We start from the raw sequence: 20087 nt of genomic DNA, 5'->3' as shown, positions 1-20087 counted from the left end.
CTTTTTTATAGATGACCCCTGATCCGACACCCGCTTCGACCGCTTCGTTCGAGAATCCGCTCGCCGCGAAGTTGTTCACGGTCACGACTGCCGGTTGTGCCGCCGCGACCGCATTGGTGACCGATGTGTCTTTGATGTTCGATGAGGTTTGGACAGGCGTCCCGTCTGACGTCACATTCGTGTTCGACGTGACGTCAGGTGCTTGATCGATAAACGGTAACGCAATCGCACCGGTCAACAACGCCCCGGCGACTCCGCCGATGAACCCTGGGAACATGCGGCTCATGAAAGAGGGCCGAGTGACTTGTTCCGCTTGCAGAGGCTCAGGCGCCCGCTTTGACGAACCTAGCTCTGTATCTAACCAATCTTCATGTCGATTTTGTTCATTTGGCCGATCATTTCGTTCCATAACATGTCATCTCCTCAATGATGTTTCCTCTAACTTCTACCCTGATTATAATAGAAGCCGGTACCGTTTCATGGAATTGACGGAACGATTACAAGATTCTTCACAATTTGCGTCAATTTCGTCAGACGATGTCGTTCCGTAACGTGCCGAGCCCGGAAATCGTCACTTCGACCCGGTCTCCGGACTGAAGGTAGACCGGTGGCTTCATCCCATGTCCGACCCCGGCTGGCGTCCCGGTCGCGATGATGTCACCCGCTTCGAGCGTCATCCCTGCTGAGAGCGTCCGAATCAGTTCATCGATCGGTCGGATCATGTCATCTGTCGATCCTAGCTGACGGTTTTCCCCGTTCACGTCTGTGCGGATTGACAGTGGAAATTCGAGTTCTTCCGGCGTGACGATAAATGGTCCGAACGGACAGAACGTGTCGAACGACTTGCCGCGGAAAAACTGGACGTGCTGTTTTTGCACGTCTCGTGCCGTAATATCGTTAATGATGGTATACCCAAAAATGTGATCCTCGACGTCTTGAATGTCGCGTCCTGACTTTCCGATGATGACGGCGAGCTCGCCCTCATAGTCAAGTTGGTCGGTAAGCGCTGCATGACGCTCGACGATGGCTTCAGGACCGACGACCGAGGTCGGCGCTTTCGTGAAGATGACGAGCTTACCGGCTCCCGCCGTATCCATCTCTTTCACGTGCTCCTCGTAGTTTTTCCCGATACAGATGACATTTTTTAGCGGCCGGTATGGCGCTTGAAGTTTGACGTCTTCGAGCGATCGTACGCTTGCGACGTCTAGATCGATATCCGGTTTAAATTCGCGCGCGATCACTTCTAACAATGAGTTCGTATGTAGTTGATCACTGACATCATATACTTGGCCCCCTTCGACCACCCCGACTCTTGTCTCCCCTTCGACTTCATAACTACACCATTTCATAATGATCTCCCCCTTTTTTGTTAGTATACAAAAAATCGGGGCGTTGTCGCCCCGATCACGCTTTGTTCAGAAAAATGATCCGCTGGTTGCTCGACCCCCGGAAACGGAGCGAGCAGTCCATGAGCGGCTGCTCGAAACGCCCGTCGACGAGCACGTCGGCGTGGTCAAGGACGATGTCGATGTCCTCATTTTCTAGCTGTTGTAGCGCCTCGAGCGTGTAGCCAGTATAGATCCAGACGTTCTTCCCGAGTGTCTTGCAACCGCGCACGACCTCCGACAGCTCAGCCGGTTGCAGGAACGGTTCACCGCCCGATATGGTCACGCCTTCCCATGCGGCCGTCTCGACACGGTCCAACAACTCTTCGACCGAGATGTCACGACCGCCTCGCGGATTCCACGATTCAGGGTTGTGACAGCCCGGGCAACGATGTGGACAGCCTGCTGTAAAAATCACGGTTCGAATGCCCGGACCATCGACGACCGATTCTTCAAGTACGGATAGGACGCGCATGATGTTTCACCCTCGCTCGTTCTTCTTCTCGTTTCGCCGAATTCCATCGATCCATCGTCCCGACCAAATAACCGGTGATACGACGGATCCGCTCGATCTGATTTCGTTCCCCGCACGTCGGGCACGACTCGTCGATGATTCCTTCTAGACCGCAACTCCCGCAACGATCGACCGGATGATTGATCGAGCCATAGCCGACGTCATGAGCCCGCATGAGCCGCACGATCGATTCAACCGCTTCCGGGTTATGGGCGAGCGAACCGTCGACCTCGACGTACGTAATATGTCCGGCGTCACATAAGGCGTGATATGGTGCCTCGATTCGAACCTTGTCCCGGATTGAGACGTGTTGATAAACTGGGACGTGGAACGAATTCGTATAAAATGCGCGATCTGTCACACCGGCGATCATCCCGAATTCGTGTTGATCGTTTAACACGAACTTCCCGGACAATCCTTCGGCCGGCGTCGCCAGTAGCGAAAAGTTTAAATCATGATCGTCCCCCGCCTGCCTCATCCGGTTCGCGAGATGGGTCACGATATCAAGACCGATACGTTCTGCTTCCCTCGATTCAACGTGCGTCCCGCCAACGAGGACGCGTAGCGCTTCGGCGAGACCGATGAAGCCGAGCGACAACGTCCCTTGTTTTAACACGTCTCGTAATTCCGATTCAGGCAAAAGTGTCTCACTCCCCCGCCAGACGTGCTGCGCATAAAGAAAGCGGAATTCATCCGCATGTCGCTTGCATTGATAGTCGAAGCGCTCGAGCAATTGCTCGATGGCGATGTCAACGAATCCATCCAACGTCTTATAAAACGACTCGATATCGGATGACACGAGTGCCATCTTCACTAAATTCAACGTCGAGAACGATAAATTACCTCTTCCGATCGACGTCTCTGCCCCATGACGGTTTCCCATCACTCGTGTCCGGCAGCCCATGTAGGCAACTTCTGAAGCATGTGTCCCGTCATAGTACTGAAGGTTGAACGGCGCATCGACGAACGAGAAGTTCGGGAACAACCGCTTGCCCGTCACGCGGCATGCGTGGCGGAACAAATCGACGTTCGGGTCCCCGTCATTGAAATTGACGCCTTCCTTTACTTTGAAGATTTGAATCGGGAAAATCGGCGTCTCCCCGTTACCTAATCCTCGCTCTGTCGCTTTTAACAACTCGCGGATAAACACCCGTCCCCACCGACTCGTGTCGGTGCCGTAGTTGATCGACACGAACGGAACTTGACCGCCGCCGCGCGAGTGCATCGAGTTGGCGTTATGGATAAACGCCTCGCACGCCTGGTACGTCGCCGATACGGTTTCTGCTTCAGCAATCTGTTGTTGTTGTTCCGCCGTCAGCTCAATCGGTAGTCCGTTCAGCCGCTCGAGTTGACGTTCATACGTCTTCTCGACGTAAGGAGCGAGATCGACGTCAAACATCGGGAACGCCTGTCCCCCGTGTTGCATGTTCTGATTCGCTTGAAGAATGATCGAGGCGAGCGCCATCGCTGAACGAATGTCCTGCGGGGGACGAATCGTCCCGTGTCCGGTGTGGAACCCGTTCGCGAGTAACTCTCCGAGCGGGATTTGACAACACGTCGTCGATCCGGTCACATAGTAATCGGCGTCATGCACATATAAGTAATTATCACGGATCGCTAGACGTGACCGTTCCGACAATAGATACGTGGTCGATAATTGTTTTGACACTTCTGAAGATAAGCGCGCTAGTTTGCCGAGTGGCGACTTCCCGTCGACGTTGGCGTTCTCTTGGATCAAATCTTGATCTGGTAGCACACAGACATCATTATAAAGCTGGAGCATGTTCACTCCGCATCACCTCGCTATATATTGATTATTTAACTTCTGATAACCGATAAAAATTCTATATATAGATTATGTCACGTTTTATCGATTTGAGGCACGTCGATATTGTGACAGTTGCAACCGATCCCGAACGTAAAAAAACAGCCGAATCCCTGACGTGGGCTCGACTGTGCGTTTCGTGATGTATGTCATACTTCTTTGGCTGGCTTGACGATTTTCAGTTCGACTTCTTCTTCCTCAGACTCTTGTGCTTCACGCAATCCTTTAGCGTTCAACCATGTATAGATCGCGCCCATGAATAACGCGCCTCCGATAATGTTTCCGAACGTAGCCGGAATCAAGTTGTGGATGGCTCCAGCAAAGCTGATTGCTTCTGGATGCGGAACAACGAGTGTGAGTGCGAACAAGACGAAGTTGGCGATGACGTGATCAAACCCTGAAGCGAAGAAGACGGCCACTAGGAAGATCATCGAGAAGATTTGGGCAAATTCATTTTTCATCTGTTTCGGCAAGAAGATAGCGAGACAGACCATCCAGTTACAGAAGATCGCTCTAAAAAAGATTTCGACTGTCGTATGATGCATCTTGCTCTCGACGACGGCAAATAACCAGTTGTTCATGCCGAGCTCTTGAATGACTCCAGTCGGCGCAAGCAATAAAGCGAAAAGAATGCCGCCGAGCGCGTTCCCGACGAAGCAAAGCAACCAGACGAGCATCGTATCACTCAGCGTCGTATAGCCACGCATCGTTGAAGTCGTAAAATACATCGTATTCCCGGTAAATAGTTCAGCGCCTCCGTAGATGATCATGACGAGCGCGATCCCGAAAGAGAATCCCCCGATGAGCGTCGTAAATGGTGAATCTACAAGATACATGCCGTTGACGACTTTTAATGTGAAGATTGATGCGAACCCGATAAAAATCCCCGCGAGCATTGCCCGTAAAAAATATTCCATCGGCCGATAGTGAATCATCGCTGAGGAAGCCTGTGCTTTCTTCCGTAATGATTCGAGTGCATGGATTTCCATTGATGCCATGTCACAAACCCTTCTTTCTGTTTAAATGAACCATATAATAAGAACAAACATGTGAAATCATTAACAATATAAGCCCGGAGCGACATTTTTGCAACTGCCCATTCGAACTGTTGACACACTTTTCACATCGTAATCGGTTACATTTGTCGGATTTGTGACTAAAAAAAGCGACCCTTCGTAAAGGGCCGCATGAAACCAATTATGCTTTCTCAGAAGAATCTGTCGTCTCATCAGTCGATTTTTCTGGAGCTGAAGCTTCTTCACTTTCAGTTTCCTCTTCTTCGACTGCTACCGGCTCGTTCACTGATGCGATTTGAAGATCGCCTTCAGATAAAATTTCATAATCCTTATTCTCCGGAATGTCAGCAACTGTGAGTGAGTCACCGATCCCTAGCTCACTAACGTCGAGCTCGATTCGCTCTGGGATGTTAGCAGGTGTTGCCGAAACAGTGACTTTATAGAGTGCTTGCGACAAGAAGCCGCCTTCTTTGACACCTTTCGCGTCGCCGACGAGTGTGACGTCTGCTTCAACTTCAGTTGCCTCATCCATTTTGACTGCCATGAACTCGACGTGCTTGTATGTGCTCGTGAACGGGTCAACTTCCGTCCCGTGAACGAGTGTGTTTACTTTCTTGCCGTCGATGTTAAGTTCGATCAAGGCGTTGTCACCGTGTTCACGGAGAATCTTGCGCAATGCCATTTCTTCAAACGCGACTGGTGTGCTTTCGACTTTGTAGCCGTAAACGACACCAAGTACTTTTCCTTCTTTACGCAAGTTTGTTCGAACCGAACGTGGTCGTAATTCTCGTGTCGTTACTTTAAGCGTGTCTGTCATAATCATTTCCCCCTACTGGTTTATGAATCATGTCTACATCTTGAGGGTGAGGCAGTGTGAACTCCACCTCTCAACCTCGATGCGTTTGACGACATGTGTATATTGTTCCCATACCTAAGCATCCATAAACGTTACAGTCGGTTAAAATAAGATTACAACGTTTGTCACATGACACGTTTGAACAACTTCTCGAGTTCATACGTACTCCACTTCACTAAAATCGGACGTCCATGCGGACACGTATACGGGGACGTCGTCTCGCCAAGGTCGCGGATCAACTGTCGCATCATCTCGAGGTTTAACGGATGGTTCGCTTTGATCGATCGTTTGCACGCCATCAGAATCGACGCCTCTTCGCGATATTTAGCGATATCGATTGATCGGTCCCGAATTGCCATCTCGATCAAATCACGGACTGTCCCTTCGAGATCGTGCTGCGGATACCATGTCGGGATTTCCCGGACGAGAAACGTATTGCCTCCGAACGCCTCTAAATCGAGTCCCGCTTCTTTAAGAAGCGGGAGGACTTCTTCGATCGCAAGCGTCTCTTGTTGGGTGAACTCGAGCGTGAGTGGCAACAGCAACAACTGGTACTCTTTTTCAGGCTGGCCGAGTTGGTCATAAAACAGCTCGTACTTGATGCGTTCTTGGGCGGCGTGTTGGTCGATGATGTACATGCCATCGTCCGCGCCGCAGACGATGTAACTGGCATGGAGCTGACCGATGACGTCGAGCTCCGGTAGCCGGCTTTCCGCCTTTTCAAGCCGTGGTTCTTCTAGCCGCACTGTTTCAACCGGTGTCTCTTGAACGAGTGGTGTCGGCGACCAGCGACTCGGAGATGTGACCGGCTCGCGTGGGATCGGATAGTTCCATGCGTTCGGCTCAACTGTTGTGTCTGAGCGTTCGACGGTGAAATCAAGCTTCGATTGCTCTGTCGGAACGGACGGCTGTCTTGGTTTGACCGACGGGATCAACCGTTGCTCCCGAAGTGTCAGCTGAACCGTCTCCCGGATCAGTTGACAGAGTTCCTTCTCTTTTGACAGCCGCACTTCCCGCTTCGTCGGATGAACGTTGACATCAATCAGCATCGGGTCCATGTTCACTTCGAGCACAGCGATCGGGTAACGACCAATCGGCAGAAGCGTATGATAGCCTTCGAGCACGCTTTGCGTGAGCGCGAAATTTTTGATGCTCCGCCCGTTCAAGATCAAAGTCACATACTGTTTATTTGAACGCGTCACTTCGGGCCGCACGAGGTGAGCACTCAAGCTGTAGTCATTCGTCTTGCTCGACGCCGTCACGATTTGGGCGGCGACTTGCCGACCGTAGATCGCGAGCATGACTTGCTTGATGTCCCCGTTCCCGTTCGTTCGGAGCAGCTCCTTGTCTTCATGGAAGGCCGTCAATCGAACTTCCGGGTGTGACAAGGCGATCCGGTTCAACGTGTCGGTGATGCTCGCGAGCTCGGTCGCAGACGTTTTCAAGTATTTCAAACGGGCTGGCGTATTATAGAACAATTGACTGACCGTGATTTCTGTCCCGACGTTCGCAGCAGTCGGTGTTTGCTCGATCACGACGCCGCCATGTAGCGTCATCTCAAAGCCGGCCTCATCAGCCCGGCGCGACTTCAACGTGACGTGACTGACCGATGCGATCGAGGCGAGCGCCTCGCCCCGGAATCCGAGCGTCCGGATCCGGAACAAATCATGTTCGTCTCGTATCTTGCTCGTTGCATGTCTTAAAAAAGCACGGGCCGCGTCATCCTCGTAAAAGCCGTGGCCGTTATCCCGCACTTTGATGAGCCGGATCCCGGCCTCTTCTAGCTCGACTTCCACTTTCGTCGCGCCGGCATCAATCGCGTTTTCGACGAGTTCTTTCACGACCGATGCCGGTCGTTCGACAACTTCCCCAGCCGCAATCCGGTTGGCTAACTGTTCTGGCAACTCTTGAATGATTCCCATCGACTCACCCTTTCTTCGCAGACTGTTGGAGCGCATAGAGCGCCTGCATCGCCTCGATCGGGTTCATCGCTAAAAGATCGAGTTCGAGCAATTGTTGTTTTAACTCATCTTTTGTCTCGAACAAAGAGAGCTGAGCGGTTTCATCACTCGACTTCTTCGTTATCGGGTCAGTCGGGGCAGCGACCCGCTCTTTCTCTTGTTCGAGCTCTGTTAAGATCGTCCGGGCTCGTTCGATGAGCGATTGCGGCAAATCGGCCAGTTCCGCGACGTGGATGCCGTAAGACTTGTCGGCCTTGCCTGGATGAACTTCATGCAAGAAGACGACGCGTCCGTCGCGTTCGATGGCTCGGACGTGGACGTTCTCGAGCGTCGGGATCGTCGTTTCGAGGACGGTCAGCTCATGATAATGCGTCGAGAACAGCGTCTTCGCGCCGATTGAGGAGGCGATATGTTCGACGATCGCTTGCGCGAGCGCCATCCCATCATACGTCGACGTCCCGCGCCCGATCTCATCAAGCAAAATCAGGCTGTTCGCCGTCGCCTCGGTCACGGCCTGGCGCGTCTCGGTCATTTCGACCATAAACGTGGACTGACCGCTCACGAGGTCGTCCGCTGCCCCGATGCGAGTGAAGATGCGGTCAAACAGCGGCAGTTCGGCCGCCTCGGCCGGGACGAACGATCCGATTTGGTGCATGATCGCGATCAACGCGAACTGGCGCATGTACGTCGATTTACCGGACATGTTCGGTCCGGTGATCAACAGCATCTGACGCGAGTCGTCAAGCGTCAAGTCGTTGGCGACATAGTCACCGCGTGGCAGAACCGTCTCGATGACCGGGTGCCGGCCACGATCGATTTGAACGTTTGCGGACGCTGTCGGACGCACGTAGTCCCGCTTTTCGGCGACGATCGCCAAAGCGAGCAGGACGTCAAGTTCACTGAGCGACCGTGCGAGCTGTTGCAACCGTTTCGTCTCGAGTTTGACTCGGTCGCGCAGTGTGACGAACAAGTCATACTCGAGCGTGCAGCTCTTCTCTTCCGCACCGAGGATGAGCGCTTCTTTCTCTTTCAGCTCGGGCGTGACGTAGCGTTCGGCGTTCGCGAGCGTCTGTTTCCGCTCGTACCGACCTTCTTCGAGTAAACGGGCGTTCGCTTTCGTCACTTCGAGATAATACCCGAAGACACGGTTGTAGCCGATCTTTAGTGACTTGATCCCGGTCGCGATCCGCTCTTGTTGCTCCAGGTTCGCGATCCACGATTTCCCGTTCGCTTTCGCTTCAAGCAACTGATCGAGCTCTTCAGAATAGCCTTTGCGAATCATTCCGCCTTCTTTCGTCGAGATCGGTGGAGATTCGACGAGCGCCGCTTCAAGAAGCGCCGCCAAGTCTTCGAACGTGTCCAAGTCCTCATGGATATGATGCAACCGGCTTGATGCGACCGCTTCGAGCATCACGCTCAAAGCCGGGATGCGTGCTAGTGTGTCGCGCAATTGTACGAGATCGCGCGCGTTCGCCGTCCCGTAACCGACTTTCGCGACGAGCCGCTCGATATCATAGACGTGTTTCAATTCGGCCCGGAGTTGGTCGCGCAGCATGAAATCATCAAGTAAGTTCTCGACCGCGTCTTGACGCTCATGGATCGCTTGCTCTGTATAGAGCGGTTGTTCGAGCCAACGCTTTAAAAGACGTCCACCCATAGCGGTCGTCGTCTCGTCAAGCAGTGATAAGAGTGAGCCTTTCCGTTCTCCGGAGCGGGCCGAGCGGAACAGTTCTAAATTGCGTGCCGTATTCGGGTCGAGCTGCATGTGGGACTCGACCTCATAGGCGATCGCCGGCTGCAAGTGGTCGAGCGCCCGCTTTTGCGTCCGTGTCAAATAGGCGTACAGCAAATCAAACGCGCTCACTTGGGCGTCGTCTTTCGCCGATGCGGACAGTTCGCTCGACCGGCGTTCGACTTGAATCGACAGCGGGATCCCGAGCGGCTGCAACATGTCCGCGAGCTGGTCATCATCGACTAATATCTCACTCGGGACCAATCCTTCGACTTCACGGAGGACCGCTTCTTTCGTCGGCAACGTCGTCAGCCAAGATTCACCTGTCGTCACGTCACCACGGGCGACCCCGTAGGTTTCACCAACTTTGGCGACGGCGACCAAATAACGGTTGTCTTTGTCTCCGAGCGCGGCCATGTAAGTACCTGGCGTGATGACTTGGATGACTTCCCGCTTCACAAGGCCTTTTGTCGCTTTCGGATCTTCCATCTGCTCACAGATCGCGACGTTGAATCCTTTTTCGATCAACTGCTCGATGTAGACGGCTGCCGAGTGATGCGGGACTCCACACATCGGGATCGGATGCTCTGCGTTTTTGCCGTTTTTCGCGGTGAGCGTCAATTCGAGTTCTTTCGCCACGATTTGGGCGTCTTCAAAAAAGAGCTCGTAAAAGTCACCGAGCCGGTAAAATACAAAGGCGTCAGGATAATCTGCCTTGATTGAAAAGTATTGCTTCATCATCGGTGTCTGATGTATCGCTTCCATTTCGTCTCACCTCTATAAAGTAGAACAGCTGACCAAAGGCCAGCTGTTGTTTTTTAGTATCCGCAACCGCCGCGTGATTTCTCCGCTGCCATGCCGCTTCCTGTTTTACCTGCGAGTACGTCGCCTTCCGTCGCTTCGATGATTCGGTCCGTCACCGAGTTGGCGAGCGTCACCGTCACGTATTGAAGGAGGTCGTTCACTTCGACTTGTGTCTCTTGGAACGCCTGGACGACCGGAATCGAATCGAGTTCGTCCATTGCCTTGTCGATTTTTAGTTCGACTTTGGCAAGCGCTTCGGTCTTCCCGTAATGCTTGCAGTTGACCGCTTCTTTTTGTAAATATTTGATCCGTTTGATCAACGTTTGGACGCGTTCACTTTCGTTCACTTTCGTTTCCGCTTCTTTGAAGCGGGCCACTTCTGGAGTCTTTGCCAAAAGGTCGGCTAATTCTTTCGCTTTTTCAATCACTTGTTGGTCAGTCACCATCGTAAACCCCTTTGCACGCTATAATGTTATCGCACGTTTTCATGTGCGCATGTATTCTTCAACATTCTACCATGAACTTCTGGCGAACGGTACCGCACTGCTTTAGGAAGATTTTGTTCTTTCCCGCGTCATATCGACATGCGGGATACCGTCTTCTAAGTATTCTTCACTCGTTCGCGAAAAGCCGAAACTCGCATAGAACGGTTCGACGTATGTCTGAGCTTGTAAGTAGAGCTCGACGGACCCGAAGTCAATGACAGCTTCTTCCATTAGCCTGCGCGAGTACCCTTTGCCTCGATGTGACGCTTTCGTGACGACACGACCGATGGCGATCGGCGTTTCTTCGACGAGAACTCGGAGTGCGGCGACCATCACACCGTCTTCTTCGATCCAGTAATGATGCGCCGTGACATCTTTCCCGTCGACTTCCTGATACGGACAATCTTGCTCGACGACGAACACCTCGGTCCGCAGCGCCAACAGATCATACAGTTCTTTCGTCGTCAGCTCATTAAATGTTTTCTTATGCATGACACCGTCTCCTTCATTATAGCTTTGCACCGAGCGCACGTCCGACGTGCAACCCGCTCGTCATTGCCCCGATCGTCCCCGCTCCCGGGAACACCGTATCCCCGCACACGAAAAAGTTCGGTAGCGTCGTCCGATAGCTCGCGGCATGGAACAGAGCCTGACGCGGTGTTTGTGCATAGCCGCCGACAGCACCGTGCGGTCGTCTCGTATATTTCACCCACGCTCCTGGACCCCCGGGAAGGAGGACCGCTGATTCGCCCGTCCAGTCCGGAAACGCCCGCTTCACGGCCGAAATGAGACGCTCGGTCCATATTGCTTCTAGTTTCTCATAGGTGGCCCTGTCTTTCCAATCGTCCCACTCTGATAAATCGATATGCGTCGAGACCGTCACGGTCCGTTCGGGGAGAGACGTCCGTAACACGTCGTCCTCGGCCGACATCGAGATGAAGGCATGGCCGGACGGCAAGTCGTCCGTATACACTTGTTGGAATAAGGGCCGGTCCAGACAGACGCGCTCGGGCAACGTCACGTATAGACTGAACGTGCCCCATTGCGATTGCTTCAACTGACGTCGATATTGCCCGGCAAATCGACGCTCGTCAGCACCGCTCAGCAAGCGATGTGTCGCCTCGAGCGGGATCGCGGCAACGACGACGTCGACGATCTCAAGCCGGCCCCGGCGATCGGTCAATAACCAGCCGTCGGCGACGCGCTCAATTCTCATGATTTGACGACCAAGCAGCGTCGTGCCTCCGCTATGTCGAATCGAGCGTTCCAAGGCGTGGGCGAGTGTGTACAATCCACCTTCGACGTAAAATGCCCCTTCATGATAAATCGATAGCGCGACGGTCGCGAGCAAGTGACTCGCCTCGCGTGCCCCCGTCTGTAAACTATCGAGTAAAATGCCATCGATGAATTGCTCGAACGGTGTCCCGCCCAACCGATGACGTCGCAACGTTTCATGTAGCGGACGATATAGTTTTACGAGTGCCGCTACTTGATTCGGCCGAAATCCGCGAAATGCGGTCAGCGCATCGTCAAGCGTCCGGAGCGGTAAAGCCGGCAATCGCTCGAACAGCGGTCGGATTCTATCAAAATCCGTCCATACTTCTTGAAAGAATGACCGGATATCAGACTGCAGTTCCGGAAACTTCGCGCTCAGTTCATCGAGAAACGCTTGGCGCGCTTGATAGTAGACGACCGTTCGATCACTCAGATGGACATGCATTACTTCGTCGAGCTTCTCGACTGCGACCGCCTCGTCTAAGTAGTCGAGCACGCGTTGATGGAGTCCGCCTCGTTCGAACCCCATCCCGAGCGTCGCCCCCGCCGGGAAACGGTAGTCCCCGCGGTCAAACTTACCGGCACATCCGCCCCATTCGCGCGATGATTCAAACACGATCACGTCATGTCCCGATCGACTAGCGAGAGCCGCCGTTGTCAATCCGGCAATTCCCCCGCCGATAACCCCAATCTTCATCCCAATCCCCTCCTGAATTCATCATACATCCGGTCGTCCTATTTTTGACGATTGAACGTGCTGCTCGTGACATTTTTCAAGTGTCAGGCAGGGTTCTGACAAATTATGGCGAAAAAACTCGATAAAGGACAGGTGAAGCCATATGCAAAGTCGGGTCATCATTTATTTGCTCATCCCTATCTTGATCTTTATCGGGATTCTCATCACACCGCCATCGGAAGAATCGCAAAAACTCGCGACGATGACGGCCGTCAACATTCAAGAGATGATTCCATATGAACGAGAATACACGGCGCAAGAAGTTTTATTCGAAGCGAATCAAAACGATCATGAGGCCGTGATTGAGGAATGGCGGCTCGAACGTGGAGCCCGAACGACGTACAGTTACGTACTACGACTACAAGGTTTCGAGACAGTCATCCAAGTTGACGCCGGTGCGGCTAACACCCGGTCTGACGGCTATTACGCGATGCAGGCCCACAGTCCGATTTATGAGGCGGACGAGCCGCTGTCGATCGGCTATCCAATCATTTTATTCGCTTCCGAGCAACGGCTCGTATTGAATCAGATGGAAGTGCGTGTCATGTATGAAGAAGACGGCGTGATTGAGAAATGGCGTATCCTTCAATCGGAATAATCACCATGACACAGACAAAATTTATTGAATGAATAGTGAACACCGGAGGGACATATGCAAAAAATATTAATTATCGGCTCTGGTGGATCGGGAAAGTCGACGCTTGCACGGAATATTAGCTCGCGACTCGGCATCGAAGCCCACCATTTGGACGCATTATTATGGAAACCGAATTGGGTTCCTGCCACGAGACAAGAACAGATTGTAATCCAAACCGAGCTAATCGAACGAACGTCCTGGATTATCGACGGCAACTACGGCGGCACGCTCGACTTGAGAATGGAAGCGGCCGATACAATCCTCTATCTCGACTTGCCACGGATCGTTTGTACATATCGCGTCCTGAAACGAATGATCAAATATAAAGGCAAGGCAAGACCGGACATGGGAACTGGTTGTGAGGAGCGGTTTGATCCGAAATTCTTGAAGTGGGTATGGAATTACCCAAAATCGCAGCGCCCGGATGTGTTGCATCGCTTGCAATCGAGCCGTGCCAATCAGAACATCATCATCTTACGTTCACGGGCGGAAGTTCGTGATTTTTTGACGTCGATTAACCAAGGAGAAAACGATGACATCGAGACTTGAGCCAATCAATGCGGCAAAAACATTTATCACTGTGCATTTCCCCCACTGTCAGGCGGCGGTGTTAGCAGGAAGCATCGTCCGGGGCGAAGCAACGGAAACGTCTGACTTAGACATAGTCGTCTTCGATCAAACGCTCGTCTCGTCTTACCGTGAATCGCTGATCGAATACGGATGGCGCATCGAGCTATTCGCCCACAACTTGACGTCCTACCGCGCCTTTTTCGATCAAGATCGCCAACGCGCCATGCCGTCCTTACCGACGATGGTAGCGGAAAGCGTCGTATTGAAAGATACAGGCGTGATCGAAGCCATCAAACGTGAAGCTAAAGACTTACTCGAGCGCGGCCCAGATGTGTGGTCTGATGAGACGATTGAGATGAAACGATATTTTTTGACAGATGCGCTCGATGACTTGATTGGCTGTCAAAATCGGCAAGAAGGTCTGTTCATCAGCAGTACGATCGGGGATTTAATCTGCGAATTCATCTTGCGCACGAACGGAAAATGGACGGGTACATCAAAATGGGCGTACCGCGCCCTCGCCCGCCACGACAACGAGTTGGCTCATCAACTTGTAGCTGCTCTCGAGTCGTATTATCGAAACAATGAAATTGACGACCTCGTATGCTTCGTTGACGAGGCGATGTTGCCGTTCGGTGGCAGGTTATTCGCCGGTTTCAGCCGTGGTAAATCAAACGAAAAGTGAGGTGAGACCATGTTCTTTTTACAAATGTCCGGATTTCCGGGCTCCGGCAAATCGACGCTGGCCCGTGCCATCGCTCCTCAGCTCAATGCGGTCATCGTCGACCATGACGTGACGAAGACAGCCTTGCTCGAATCAATGGTGGATCATCCGCTTGACCCGGCACTGGCCGGAAAAGTCGCCTATGACATCGATTGGGCGCTTGTTGCGTTCAATTTGTCACTAGGCCGGAACGTTATTCTGGACAGCCCTTGCCTGTATGATGTGATGCTTGAACGCGGATTGGCACTCGCCGAAAACCATGGCGCCACTTATCGCTACGTCGAGTGTGTCGTCGACGACGTCGATGAAATCAATCGCCGCCTTTCCGAGCGCGAACGCAAGATTAGTCAAATCGAATCCGTTTCCCCGGACGATTTTCATCGAACTGTCGCAAAGCGTAAAAAACCCGACTTTATGCATACGCTTACAATCGATGCAAATCGCCCAATCGAGACCTATTTGACCGACGTCATCAGCTACGTGCAGCAGATTGACGGATGATCCTTGTCATCCAGTTTAAAGCGGACTGGATGATTTTTTTTAGCTTTTCTGTATTTTTATACTTTACAATTAATAATTATACAATTACACTTAGTCTCATATCTTGAAGGAGGAATTCATACATGAAAAAGTGGATCGTTACAGGGGGACTAGTCGCAAGCGCATTATTAGCGGGATGCAGCCAAGAGACAACGGGAGAAGAAAAAAAGACACTCGTCATGGGAACGAGTGCCGATTACTTCCCGTATGAGTTCGTTGATACGGCGAACGGGGATGAGATCGTCGGTTTCGATATCGAGATCGCTGAAACGGTCACAGAGCGTCTCGGCTATGAGTTAAAGATTGAGGACATGGACTTCGGTAGTTTGCTCGGAGCCTTGAACGCCGGACGGATCGACTTTGTCATGGCCGGCATGACGCCGACCGAAGAGCGGAAAGAAAATGCGTCGTTCTCGGACATCTATTTATCGGCAACGAACTTGATCATGACAAAAGATGAATCGCTAAAAGAGATCGAAGCGCTAGCCGGCAAGAAGATCGGCGTCCAGACCGCTTCAATTCAAGAGACTATCGCTCAAGACCAAGCACCTGACGCTGAACTCGTCTCATTGAATAAGATTCCAGAAATCGTTCAAGAGTTGAACACGGGCCGCATCGACGCGATGGTCATCGAAGACACGGTCGCTCAAAAATACTTAGACCAAGACGCAGGTCTTTATACGTTCGCGCTTAAAGAAGACGGCGAAAAAGGATCGGCGGCCGCTTTCAAATTGGAAGACGACTTGCGTGATCAGTTCAACGATGAGCTGAACAAGATGATCGACTCAGGCGAGATCGATAAACTCGCTAAAAAATGGTTCTCGATGGAGCCGACGGAATGAGGCAAGTCGATCTCCCAATCTATCCCGTCACTTATCCGGAAGGACATCGGTTGAATCAAAACGAAAGCCAGTTCCCGGTGCCGAAGCGATTGCATGAACAGCTGGCAACAATCTCGTTCCATGACCTGCATGAGTATCCGGTCCAACCGATCGATGAACTGTTCACCCGCTACGCGGCCTATGCTGGCGTCGAACCGAACCAGTTGCTCGTAGGCTGTGGCAGTGATGAGATGATTCACGTCGTCACGCAGGCGCTCTTGTCACCAGAAGACGTCGTCTTGTCACCGAGTCCTGACTTCGCGCTCTACCCGATCTTCACGACGATCGCACACGGTCGGCATGTTCAGGCGGACGATTTATCGTATGAGGCGCTCGCCCTGGCGATTCAGCAACATGCACCGAAGCTGTTGCTGTTGTCGAACCCGAACAATCCGACCGGTAAGTTGTGGACGGTCGGTGAGTTGACCGAACTGGCAGGCCTCGTCCCTTATTTAATCGTCGACGAGGCGTATATCGATTTCACGCCTGCATCAAGTATCGTCAATCACTTGAATGAACTGACGAATGTGATCGTCTTACGGACGCTATCAAAGGCGTTCGGCTTAGCCAACGTCCGTCTCGGGTTTATAATCACGACGACCGAACTCGCTCAGTATTTCCGGCAGTTCGTCCCCCCGTTCAATATAAGCGGTGTGAGCGCGAAAATTGCCAACGTCTTTTTGACTGATGCGACCTACTTGGACGAGTCAATCGCTTGGCATCACGACATGCGCGTCAAGTGGTCAGAGTTACTCGGGACGATCGGTCAAGTGCAGCCAGCTGAGGCGAATTTTTTATACGTCACACTCGACCAATCCGAAGCGGTTTGGTCCCACTTAGCCGAGCACGGCATCCATACGTCGCGGCAACCGGACGGGATCCGCGTCACGCTCGGGAACGAGCAAGCACTTGCCCTTGCTCGACAAACATTGATGGCTTGGGCGCACGCATCCGAAACAATTTCATAACTAAAACTAAAAACAGGACCCGGGTCCTGTTTTTAATTTGGGTCAATATTTTTTATGCACGACGCATCATTTGTTGACTTTATAATCATTCCCCATCAAAATTCAATTTGCTGTCTGTATATCTAACTTTAACGATATATTTTCAATATTAGACAAGCTCGTTTCCATTGAAACAGAATTGAGGACATCAAATGATTTCACGAAATGAACCGGTCGAATCGAGATGGGGACGCAATCGCATCGGAAATCGTTGGTATTGGACGATTTTGACTCGCTTTTGGTTGGCACACGGTTTTTCATGGCTCTGGTTATTGTTTTCTATCTACATCTCTTTACCTTGGTTGACCGATTTGGCTGTACTGACGAATTGGGTGCTCGCCTTGTTCATCATCGGCGGTATCGCTTACGTTCCGGGCTATTTGATGGCGTTCTTGCTCGCTAGTCTCGTCCTCGATCGGCAGCCGCCGTTCACAAACGAACATCCGGACGAAGCCGTGACGGTCATGATTGCCGCCTACAACGAACAATCATCCATCTACGAGACGATTCGTTACGTGGCACTGCAAGACTACACGGGCCCGCTCCAAGTATTCGTCATTGATAACAACTCAAGCGATGCAACATCAGCCGAAGTGATGCGGGCGCAAGAAGATTTCGACTTACAAATCGAGCTATTGCATGAACCGAGAGCCGGCAAGTTCCAAGCGCTCAATTACGGTTTAACGAAAGTGACTACCTCATACATCATCACGCTCGATGCCGATACGTTGATTCATCCGTCCGCGATTCGCTATTTGGTCGCACGGCTCGTGTCGAGTCCAAAAGACGTCTGTGCCGTCGCCGGCAGCATGCTCGTTCGCAATAGCCGCAGTTCGTTTTGGACACGGCTTCAAGAGTGGGATTATTTTCTCGGCATCGCATCAATCAAGCGGCTTCAAGGGCTTTACCAAGGGACACTCGTCGCTCAAGGTGCGTTCAGTTTGTATGAGACCGATGCCGTCAAACGAGTCGGCGGTTGGCCCGACGCGATCGGAGAAGACATCGTTCTCACGTGGCGTCTCCTTGAAATGAAACGTCGCGTCTATTTCGAACCGCTCGCCGTCGCGTTCACGGACGCGCCTGAATCGTTCCGCCATTTCGCGCGTCAACGGTCGCGTTGGGCCCGTGGGATGATCGAGGGATTGCAAGAAGTGAAACCGTGGCGTCAGCCCCAGCTTTATACGAAGTACTTGACCGGGGTCAATTTGATCATGCCGTATCTCGATATCGCCTTCACGTTCTTCTGGATCCCAGGTCTCGTTCTCGCTCTGTTCGGTCATTATTGGATCGTTGGACCGATGACGCTTCTCGTCCTGCCATTGACCGTCCTTAGCTATGGACTGCTCTACTTCTACCAACGCGATTACGTTTTCAAAAACTTGAACTTACGGGTCCGCAAAAACTTCTTCGGATTCCTCTTTTTTGTTGTGAGCTATCAATTGTTCATGTCCCCGATTTCCGTTTGGGGTTACGCCCAAGAAACGCTCAACGTAAAACGAGTCTGGAAATGAACAATGACCTTTCCGAACGAGTTCGGAAAGGTCATTTTAAGATTCATGGAATTAGCTTGATCACTCGGGCCGGATTGCCTCCGACGACGGCACGGGCCGGCACATCTTTCGTCACGACCGCACCTGAGGCGATGACCGCATCGTCCCCGATCGTCACACCCGGATTGATGATGGCCCCGCCACCGATCCAGACGCGATGTCCGACCGTGACCGGTTTGCCATACTCGAGGCCCGAGATCCGTTCCGTCGGGTCGAGCGGATGTGTTGCTGTATAGATATGGACACCTGGAGCAAGCATACAATCATCTCCGAATCGAATCGGACAGATATCTAAAAACACGCAGTCAAAGTTCGCAAAAAAACGGTCCCCGAGATGAATGTTGTATCCGTAGTCACACTTGAACGTCGGTTCGAGGTAGAACGATGCCCCGGTCGAACCGAACAGTTCGCCGAGTACTTGCTTGCGGACGTCGAGCTCATCGATCCCAGACTGATTGAACCGCTCCGTCAGACGTCGTGCCTGTCGCCGGTCAGCGACGAGTTCTGCATCACCAGCCAAATATAGTTCACCTTGAATCATCTTTTCTTTTTCTGTCATATTTTTGCCTCCATTCTATTTTATTATAGAGGAATATTGGCGAGAATAGGGAATAGGAAAATGGACGAATCAGAGGAGGTAATTGACTATGAAACGCATTCTTGATTGCAAAGCGAGTGATTTCTTGACGTTCAACCGTAACGATTTGATTGAGTCGATCCGAAAAGCCGAAGGCCGGACCGTGCTCGCCGAAGTCATTCCGACCGTGCAGCCGCTCTATCCCGAAGTGACGAACGCCGAGCTCGCCCGAGCGTTCGGTGCCGACATGATCTTGCTCAACATGCTCGACGTGTTCCATCCGTACATAAAGGGGCTTGAAAGCCACGCCCTATTCGGCGACATACCGGGTGAGACGATGTCCGACAATCCGATCACGGAATTAAAACGGCTGATCGGACTGCCGGTCGGTGTCAATCTCGAGCCTGTCGACTTCAGCGAGAAGTCCTCGGACATGTTCGACGTGAAACAAGGCCGACTGGCGACGCAGGAAGCGTTCGCCCGCGCTTCCGAACTTGGGATCGACTTCGTCTGTTTGACCGGTAATCCGAACACCGGTGTCACGAATGAGGCCATCGAAAAGGCGATCATCACGGCCCGATCGGAATTTGCCGGCGTCATCATTGCCGGGAAGATGCATCAAGCGGGTGTCGGTAACGTGATCGACCGTGATGCGTACGTCCGCTTTGCCGAAGCTGGTGCCGACATCATCTTGATTCCCGCGCCAGGAACCGTCCCAGGTGTCCGTGAAGACGAGTTCTATCACGTGACGCAAGAAATCCAAGCACTGAACAAGCTCGTCTTGGCCGCCATCGGAACGTCACAAGAAGGCGCCGACGAAGGGACAATCCGCGACATCGCCTTATCATCAAAACGCGGCGGTACCGACATCTTCCATATCGGCGACGCCGGTCTGTCCGGAATCGCCACACCTGAGAATATTCAAGCGTTGTCGATCGCTATCCGTGGACGCCGTCATACGTACATTCGTATGGCCGCTTCCGTCAATCGTTAACCAGAAAGGGAAGGAAGC

Annotated in this window: 19 protein-coding genes and 1 pseudogene; 8 read left to right on the top strand and 12 right to left on the bottom strand. The window is 52.2% G+C overall.

The window, feature by feature from the left end:
* The 11 genes and pseudogenes from A6395_RS00295 to A6395_RS00245 all read right to left on the bottom strand — a co-directional run.
* Window positions 1-409, bottom strand: a pseudogene (locus tag A6395_RS00295) (2-alkenal reductase); the annotation flags it as partial.
* Window positions 410-530: 121 nt separating this feature from the next.
* A complete protein-coding gene (locus tag A6395_RS00290) occupies window positions 531-1349 on the bottom strand; it encodes a fumarylacetoacetate hydrolase family protein (protein WP_071397383.1) in 819 nt (272 codons plus the stop codon).
* A 55-nt stretch (window positions 1350-1404) separates the two neighbouring features.
* Window positions 1405-1860 (bottom strand): anaerobic ribonucleoside-triphosphate reductase activating protein, encoded by a 456-nt coding sequence (gene nrdG / locus A6395_RS00285; RefSeq protein WP_071397382.1) that lies wholly within the window; start codon window positions 1858-1860, stop codon window positions 1405-1407.
* Window positions 1838-3682, bottom strand: coding sequence for an anaerobic ribonucleoside triphosphate reductase (locus tag A6395_RS00280; protein WP_071397389.1), 1845 nt, complete (start codon window positions 3680-3682; stop codon window positions 1838-1840). Before A6395_RS00280 ends, nrdG begins: the two co-directional genes overlap by 23 nt.
* Before the next feature lie 191 nt (window positions 3683-3873).
* Entirely contained in the window at window positions 3874-4713 is an 840-nt protein-coding gene (locus tag A6395_RS00275) for a formate/nitrite transporter family protein (protein ID WP_071397388.1), read from the bottom strand.
* Window positions 4714-4921: 208 nt separating this feature from the next.
* Window positions 4922-5557, bottom strand: a complete 636-nt coding sequence (locus tag A6395_RS00270) for a 50S ribosomal protein L25/general stress protein Ctc (protein ID WP_071397381.1) — start codon at window positions 5555-5557, stop codon at window positions 4922-4924.
* Between the two features lie 164 nt (window positions 5558-5721).
* Window positions 5722-7518 carry a DNA mismatch repair endonuclease MutL gene (mutL, locus tag A6395_RS00265; RefSeq protein WP_071397380.1) on the bottom strand — a complete coding sequence of 599 codons (1797 nt, stop codon included), beginning with the start codon at window positions 7516-7518 and terminating at the stop codon, window positions 5722-5724.
* A gap of 4 nt (window positions 7519-7522) precedes the next feature.
* Window positions 7523-10054 (bottom strand): DNA mismatch repair protein MutS, encoded by a 2532-nt coding sequence (mutS, locus tag A6395_RS00260; protein WP_071397379.1) that lies wholly within the window; start codon window positions 10052-10054, stop codon window positions 7523-7525.
* 53 nt (window positions 10055-10107) lie between these two features.
* On the bottom strand, window positions 10108-10539 hold the full coding sequence (locus A6395_RS00255; protein ID WP_070327373.1) for a YlbF/YmcA family competence regulator: 432 nt from the start codon (window positions 10537-10539) through the stop codon (window positions 10108-10110).
* Window positions 10540-10641: 102 nt separating this feature from the next.
* Window positions 10642-11070, bottom strand: coding sequence for a GNAT family N-acetyltransferase (locus A6395_RS00250; RefSeq protein WP_071397378.1), 429 nt, complete (start codon window positions 11068-11070; stop codon window positions 10642-10644).
* A gap of 16 nt (window positions 11071-11086) precedes the next feature.
* Window positions 11087-12550 (bottom strand): phytoene desaturase family protein, encoded by a 1464-nt coding sequence (locus A6395_RS00245; RefSeq protein ID WP_071397377.1) that lies wholly within the window; start codon window positions 12548-12550, stop codon window positions 11087-11089.
* 142 nt (window positions 12551-12692) lie between these two features.
* Here A6395_RS00245 and A6395_RS00240 point away from each other — a divergent pair, with 142 nt between their 5' ends.
* The 7 genes from A6395_RS00240 to A6395_RS00210 all read left to right on the top strand — a co-directional run bounded on the left by A6395_RS00240 (window position 12693) and on the right by A6395_RS00210 (window position 18459).
* A complete protein-coding gene (locus tag A6395_RS00240) occupies window positions 12693-13187 on the top strand; it encodes a hypothetical protein (RefSeq protein WP_071397376.1) in 495 nt (164 codons plus the stop codon).
* A gap of 54 nt (window positions 13188-13241) precedes the next feature.
* Window positions 13242-13775, top strand: a complete 534-nt coding sequence (locus A6395_RS00235; protein ID WP_071397375.1) for a DNA topology modulation protein — start codon at window positions 13242-13244, stop codon at window positions 13773-13775.
* Entirely contained in the window at window positions 13759-14481 is a 723-nt protein-coding gene (locus tag A6395_RS00230; RefSeq protein ID WP_071397374.1) for a nucleotidyltransferase domain-containing protein, read from the top strand. The genes A6395_RS00235 and A6395_RS00230 overlap by 17 nt, the downstream gene beginning before the upstream one ends.
* Window positions 14482-14490: 9 nt before the next feature.
* Window positions 14491-15021 carry a P-loop nucleotide/nucleoside kinase family protein gene (locus tag A6395_RS00225; protein ID WP_071397373.1) on the top strand — a complete coding sequence of 177 codons (531 nt, stop codon included), beginning with the start codon at window positions 14491-14493 and terminating at the stop codon, window positions 15019-15021.
* A 122-nt stretch (window positions 15022-15143) separates the two neighbouring features.
* Window positions 15144-15902: a transporter substrate-binding domain-containing protein gene (locus A6395_RS00220; RefSeq protein ID WP_070327378.1), complete on the top strand. Its 759-nt coding sequence runs from the start codon at window positions 15144-15146 to the stop codon at window positions 15900-15902.
* Entirely contained in the window at window positions 15899-16909 is a 1011-nt protein-coding gene (locus A6395_RS00215; protein WP_071397372.1) for a pyridoxal phosphate-dependent aminotransferase, read from the top strand. Before A6395_RS00220 ends, A6395_RS00215 begins: the two co-directional genes overlap by 4 nt.
* Window positions 16910-17100: 191 nt before the next feature.
* Window positions 17101-18459 (top strand): glycosyltransferase family 2 protein, encoded by a 1359-nt coding sequence (locus tag A6395_RS00210; protein WP_071397371.1) that lies wholly within the window; start codon window positions 17101-17103, stop codon window positions 18457-18459.
* A gap of 43 nt (window positions 18460-18502) precedes the next feature.
* On the opposite strand, the gene A6395_RS00205 is transcribed toward A6395_RS00210, so the two are convergent.
* Window positions 18503-19057 carry a maltose acetyltransferase domain-containing protein gene (locus A6395_RS00205; protein WP_071397370.1) on the bottom strand — a complete coding sequence of 185 codons (555 nt, stop codon included), beginning with the start codon at window positions 19055-19057 and terminating at the stop codon, window positions 18503-18505.
* An 88-nt stretch (window positions 19058-19145) separates the two neighbouring features.
* On the opposite strand from A6395_RS00205, the gene A6395_RS00200 reads away from it, so the two are divergent.
* The gene (locus A6395_RS00200; RefSeq protein WP_070327381.1) at window positions 19146-20069 is read left to right on the top strand and encodes a DUF7916 family protein; all 924 of its coding nucleotides are present in this window, start codon (window positions 19146-19148) and stop codon (window positions 20067-20069) included.
* Window positions 20070-20087 lie beyond the last annotated feature (18 nt).

Source organism: Exiguobacterium sp. SH31, assembly GCF_001816105.1.
GTDB lineage: Bacteria > Bacillota > Bacilli > Exiguobacteriales > Exiguobacteriaceae > Exiguobacterium > Exiguobacterium aurantiacum_A.
Note: the sequence above shows the minus strand (reverse complement) of the source record. Positions and strands in the feature narration are given on the sequence as shown.